The sequence below is a fragment of the Candidatus Obscuribacterales bacterium genome (assembly GCA_036703605.1).
GTDB lineage: Bacteria > Cyanobacteriota > Cyanobacteriia > RECH01 > RECH01 > RECH01.
On the sequence record DATNRH010000367.1, the window covers coordinates 1 to 6,249 of the forward strand.

The window sequence follows — 6,249 nt, forward strand, 5'->3', positions numbered from 1 at the left end:
CCCATTTGCCCATTCGCCCATTCACCAAACAAGGTAATTATTGGACATCTCTTTTTGTGTTTCCTTTCTAAAGATAGTATTTGCACCTCATCCTTTAAAAACTTGTTGTTTGAACCATTTGCCGCGCACTCTGACTGCGCGCCCACACACTGGCTTCCGGGTTGCTGTTCCAGTAAGTCGATCGCACATTCGGGCAACCATCCATCCATCCATCCATCCACTGGTCAACTAACTAACCCCCTACACTCCTCCCCTGATAATATATTAGATCATGATTTGCTATTTGAATGACCTGTTCCACCGCCCGACATCTCTCGTCCTGTTGGCTGTCCCTGTTGCTGTTCCACCGCCCGACATCTCTCCTGTTGGCTGTCCCTGTTGCTGTTCCAGTAAGTCATCCGCCCAGTTGTTTGTCCATCCGTCCATCCATCCATCCATCCATCCATCCACTGGTCAACTAACCCCCTACGCTCCTCCCCTGATAATATATTAGATGATTTGCTATTTGAATGACCTATTCCACCGCCCGACATCTCTCCTGTTGGCTGTCCCTGTTGCTGTTCCACCGCCCGACATCTGTCCTGTTGGCTGTCCCTGTTGCTGTTCCAGTAAGTCGTTCGTCCGTCCATCCATCCATCCATCCATCCACCCATCCAGTAACTGGTCAACTAACCCCCCCTGATAATATATTAGATGATAGATGCGCCTTCTCTCATCTGGAAAGGTCCTGGAACAGCTTGTCCCCTTTGAGTGGGACAAAAGGATCCCACCTCTCCCCTTTGTGTCTGGTATGCCCTTGCCCTATGCTCTGCCCAAGACCCATCTATCCTATCGTCCCATCAGAGATGAGATGCAGGAGGAGGAAGTCCAAGATACCAGCCCAGCCTTCCTTGCCAACTTCATCTTCTATGGACCCAACGCTGAAGGTCATGGCTGGTCCAATGAACAGATCAAGACCAAGTTTAAAAGGACTGTGGCCTGTCCCCATGGCATCCCTGATGAGATCCTCAATCATCAACACCTAATTGAGATTGCCCTGATCCAGACCAACTTTCATGCCCATCATGCTTACTACATCTTTGATGCTAAAAGAGTGAGTCCAACTTTGGGAGCTGCTGTCCATTCAGCCAGAGTGGTGGTGTGGCTGTTTGTCTGCCAGTGTTGTTTCTTGTTGTGTTTGCTGCCTGGGAAATGTTGAACTGGGGCCAAGCTATATCATCTCTGAGAGGAGTGACCATTGTCTGAGACAAAATCTTCGGACCGGTGGAAGTGCAGTGGTGTCGGATCCCCTGAGGTGCGCGGGTCATGTTGAATTCTTCAGGTTTGTTGCTGGGAAGGCGAATCTCAGGTCAATTGGGAAGGGGGCTACCACTCTTAGTGGGTGGCCAGGCCCGGCACAACCTTCCTTGTCTCCCTTTATTGGGCTGAATGACCTGCAAAGTAGCTGGAGCAATACCTGGGGAGGCCGACCAGCCCCTGTACGTTGGTGGCTCTTACAACGCAAGCATTGAAATACGTGTCCATGGTTTCAGTCTTTTGGTTGCTCTTCTTTTACAGGTGGATGCTGGTGTCCTGGAGTTGGTGTTCTGTTTGCTGGCCTCTTTGCTGCTCTAATCTGACGTGAGGGAGAGGTGTCTGCTTTGGTTCAGGAGGAGTGTGGCGGGGAACAGTGCCGGGCACCAGAAGACTCAATTAGAAAGTCTCTGGTTTCCCTGCCCTCTTTGATTGACCACTCAGGCTCCTCTCTCTTGTGAAATGTCTCCGTGGCTGCTGTCTCTTCATACTAATCTTAGCTCAATGATAACACCAATAGCAATGGAATCCCTCTTGCCTCTTGGGCTCAGGGCTCCTGCTAGTTTGAGAGCTCCCCTGATATATTTGCTCGTGTGTAATTCATGGTATTCTCATGGTTTACTGCCTTTCCTTCTGTTGCTCTCATCTCTTGTCCTTCTTACAGCACAACATCCATGGAAATATCACTTGGTCTGACTTGAGGGCCCTACAGAAGGACCTAACTGAGAGGAAGAGTCATGTCCCCTTGAGTGTGGTGTACAGGGATGAGTCTTTCGCCCCTGCTCCCGAGAATCGACTGTATGCTGTCTTCAATGAGGGAACTGCTGAGTTCATGGCACTTGGGCTCAAGCAGCTGATGGATACCTCTCCTCTCTTGAGAGAGGACAACCCCTGTCGCAAACGTGTCCTGGGTTTGACTGAGGCTTCTGACAAATTCCGCAACACCAAGAGTGTCTCCTACGGTTACTGCTCTAGTCGGAACAATGGTAGAGATGACAACGAATTCTGCATCAGTACTCCTAGGCTTGCCAGCCACACCGGTGAAGCCAAGGAACTGTTTCTGTTTGCCTCCAAGATGTGTGTGTTGGTGGAGCATCCTAGGTCCCGCATCTTGGGCGTGGTGTCACGCAAGCCTGGTTTGTTTGGCTCTGAAGGCAGAGGCTTCCGGTATCTCCCAACCTCTCTAGCTGATCAGGCCAAGGAGGTCAAGTGTGGCCATGAAAAGTTCACCTCTAATCTGCTGAATGAGGACACTGAATCGGACCCTCTTGGCTTCAGGGAGGAGAACATTACTGAGTCTGGCACTGGTCTTGTTAACACATCTGACCCCAGTGGCAGTCTCACAAAGCACATTGACAGCAACAACTCAGACAATGTGTTCAAGGCCCCACTTCTCACTTTTTCCCATCCTGTTGGAAAGTGTGCCGATGGAACTCTGGCTGTGATAAAGTTTGTCACCACTTCCAGGATCTCCACTGACCAGGCACTGCGCAGGACTGATGTGTATGAGCCCTTTGCAGCAAAAATAGACAATTTCCTCAATTCTAGGCCAAACCATCTCAGGGTGACCTCTCTTGAATCCATCCCCAGGTACCTGGAGGGGTTTGGTGGTGATGGGCTTACTTTGGTTTGGGACTACCAGGAAAGAACAGTGGTGGCCTTAACCTTCTTCACTGAGGCCTCCTGCAGCAAGAACATCACCTTCATGTCTCCCTTGTCCAGTGCCATCCACCATCTACATATAAACCGGTCTCTGTCCCAAAGGCAGATGATTGAGCTCCTCTACCTTCTCTCTACCATCTCCAATGTCACCCACATGGTGATGGTGACCATGCATTTTGCGAGGCATGGACTGCCTCCAGACAACGTCTCTCTTTTTCATGAAGCCTTCAGGGTCTTGGGTTCATACCTTGGTAAGCCACTTTCTGGCTCCTTTTCCAGGACCCAGCCAAGTAACAATGGTGCTGTGAAGGAAAGTGACTATGCTATTGCCTTCCAGAATCTGTCGGCCATTTTAGATGAATTCTCCAATGATGACCGGATCCAAAGTTCCTCTGTACAGGAGAGGATTGCCTGGTCCACCTCTCTCATTGACAGGATTTCTACCCTTCCACAACTTGGCAGGTTAAGGGCCCAGCACATTGCCAGTGCTGCTGCTCAGCTTGGCCTGCTCACCCAGGCTGGTGTACTCACCATTGCCATGGTGGAGAAGAACAGTGCCTTCTTCAGGAAACTTGGCAAAGGTGCCAAACTGGCTGAAGCTCAGTCCTTTCAAAAGGGGATGTGTAAAAGGCATGGAGTCACTCTGGATGTGATGGAGGGTGTCTGTTGCGAGTCCAACAGAGACAGAACACCCTATGATGGCTCATACTCTGGAGGCTTTTGGTATGCTGTTCAAGAGGGAAGTAGCCGTGTCTTGCGTTCCAACCTTGTTGAACACATACCTGGCAGGCTCATAAGTGAGATTGTTCGACCACCACTTTTTCGACGGCCAACCATGCCCAGCCCATACTGGAGTGCCCACCCAGAATTGGAGTTTGGGGACAGGACCTTCAATATTTCAGACATGGCCGACTGTACAGCAAAGGACAGGTATGTTGTGTTGTCCTACTGTGCCCGCATCCCTGGCAGGCAACCCTTCCGAGAACAGATGAGGCACCTGCATCAGATGGCTCTCCCAGTTTTAAGAGCTGGGACTGATTTTTTTGAGGCAAATGAGATTTTCACTGGAATGGTCCTGGACATTTTTGGGCAGCAAGGGCCTCCACTGGTCAACCCTAATGGCAATGGACGCATGGGGGGAGGAGGATTAGGGGGAAATGGTGGTGCTGGTCAAGGCCTTGCTGGAAATGGTGGTGCTGCTCAAGGCCTTGCTGCTCTGGCAGGTGGTGCAGGAGGAGGAGCGAATGCTGGGGCTCCTGGGGGCGCGGCTCCTGGTGGTGCTGGTGCGCACGCCCCTGTTGCTGCTCATGCCAGGGCACCAGATGCCCTGGTGGCCCTAGAGGTTGGTCGTGGCGTGGGAAGCATCAGCAGGCCTCAGAGGAGCAGTGGTATTGCGGCCAGTCAGGCTATTGCCCTGGCAGCTGCTGCAGCTGTGGAAGATGCAGATGAAGAGGATGGTGGCTGTCACACTGACAATGCTCTTGAAGACCTTGATGTGGACGAGGAACCTCCATACGACCCTTTTGAGGACCTTGATGTGGACGAGAAACCTCCATACGACCCTCGCTTGCCTCCAACTGGTGGGAGGAAGCGCAGCACCTCTGCCTTGGAGGGCACTCCAGTATCCAGGCGTAGGCTTAATCCCCTAAGGAAATCCAGGCAGGTGTCACCCACACCCAATGGGGACTTTGCCAAGGTTGTCTTTGACACCCCACAGCGCAACTTGAGCAAGAGGGAAAGGAGGAGAGTCACGCAACCCATGTCCAAGAAGAATGCTCTGGAAACAATAGTCAGAACCTATTCATTGCGCAATCTCCCCACGAGAAACATTAATGAAGCTCTGCAGCAAATGATGTCTGATTCTGTCTCTCTGGTGCCTGTGGTTAGCGATGTGAGACAGCTCCTGCCAACTCTGCGTCAACTTGAGCTTGTGGCCAACCAAAGCTCTATCAAATTTGTGGAGGTGGAGTTCTACAGGGCCTGTCGGGCCGTCATTAACTCTGTTTTTGGTCCAGTCCATGACAGCCCCGCCAAGAGGGTCAAGAAGACCTATGAGTCAAGTCCCCTGTTCCCCTCTGATGGTTGTGCCCCAAAACACCTGTTCAATGATGCCCTCCAGTTTCACAGGGCCACTTGTGTTCCGAGTCATGCTGGTAATGGAAGCAGAGGCACATATCATTCAGCTTTTTTCACAACTAGCACCGGGATTAAGTTGTCTGTTTCTAACAAGAATGCCCATACCTTTTCTGATTTGATTGCCTCACGGTTTGGCACTCTAGCTGTTGTGGTTCCCAAAGAGAAGGACCCACCTGAGAGTGGGAACTGGTCTAATCACTTTGTGTTCCCCACGCAGTCCCTCGCCAAGATGCATTTTCTGGTCTCCTTCTTTCTGATTGGCTCTCAGAAGCATGAAATGGGCCCATTAGTGAGGAAAGCTTTCCTGCAGGAGAACTTTCCGGACAGCACCCCCTTGGTAGTGGAGGGAAGGAACTGGCATGTCTGCGCTGTGAGCCCCCAGGGCTGGGTTCAATGCAAGCAAACTGATTGCAAGCCTCTCTTCTACCTTGTCAGAGCCAAAGAGGGCTCTCTTGCCAACACTGTGTACATTGGTATCCCTGGCAGGACAAGTCCTCGCAGCAGCAGAATGGAGCTTCGCTACTTCCCCTTCCTGGTGGACCCGTCCATGGTCCCTCCCAGTGATGATGGAGTGGCTGTTTAGAGTCTTTGTTTTCCCTTTTTACTATTAAATTAAATCCATAGTCACTTTAACAGGTTACAGCTGTGTGTTCTTGTACTGGCCCTCCCCTGGAGCGCCTTTACAGGTCTCCTCTGTCCTTTCTTGTTTCTGTGGCGCTGGTCGTCATGCCCTGCACTATATGTTGAAAAGCTCGTCGAATTCCTTTTGGGCACCACAGTGGTCAGGATCGCATTCTCTTCCTAATGATTTCTGTCTGCAGGACGAGATATCTACTAAAACCACGCGAAGGAGTTCCTTTGTACACCTGCTGTACAAAGGGAAGAACAGGTCCAGGAGCAGTGGTGCCGTCAGGTTGGAGTCTTCCTGGGAGCACAATGCCAGGCATCTGCGCCTCGAGCATTGACGCTACAGCATCTGTCCTGGCTTTCAGGGCAGGAAGTCCTTTCCTCCAAGAAACCTCCTTGTCATCTGCAAGAGTAGGTTCCTTTATTGGTGGTGGATAGGCTATGGCACTCAGTTCTTCTGTCAGATCTCTCTTTGCTTTGAGTCGCTGTACCTTGGGCCTCTTCTTCTTTGGTGGCATGGTGATGGCGCTT

General features: G+C 51.3%; 4 protein-coding genes. 1 reads left to right on the top strand and 3 read right to left on the bottom strand.

Annotated features, from left to right (window positions below; all coding sequences use genetic code 11):
• Positions 1–209 (bottom strand): hypothetical protein (locus tag V6D20_07730; GenBank protein HEY9815673.1); only part of this gene is annotated, 209 nt, incomplete at its 3' end.
• A 614-nt stretch (positions 210–823) separates the two neighbouring features.
• Complete coding sequence (locus V6D20_07735; GenBank protein ID HEY9815674.1) at positions 824–1,015, bottom strand: hypothetical protein; 192 nt, start codon at positions 1,013–1,015, stop codon at positions 824–826.
• 1,023 nt (positions 1,016–2,038) lie between these two features.
• On the opposite strand from V6D20_07735, the gene V6D20_07740 reads away from it, so the two are divergent.
• Positions 2,039–5,674 carry a hypothetical protein gene (locus tag V6D20_07740; protein ID HEY9815675.1) on the top strand — a complete coding sequence of 1,212 codons (3,636 nt, stop codon included), beginning with the start codon at positions 2,039–2,041 and terminating at the stop codon, positions 5,672–5,674.
• A 199-nt stretch (positions 5,675–5,873) separates the two neighbouring features.
• Here V6D20_07740 and V6D20_07745 read toward each other — a convergent pair.
• A partial coding sequence (locus tag V6D20_07745; protein ID HEY9815676.1) for a hypothetical protein occupies positions 5,874–6,249 on the bottom strand: 376 nt, incomplete at its 5' end.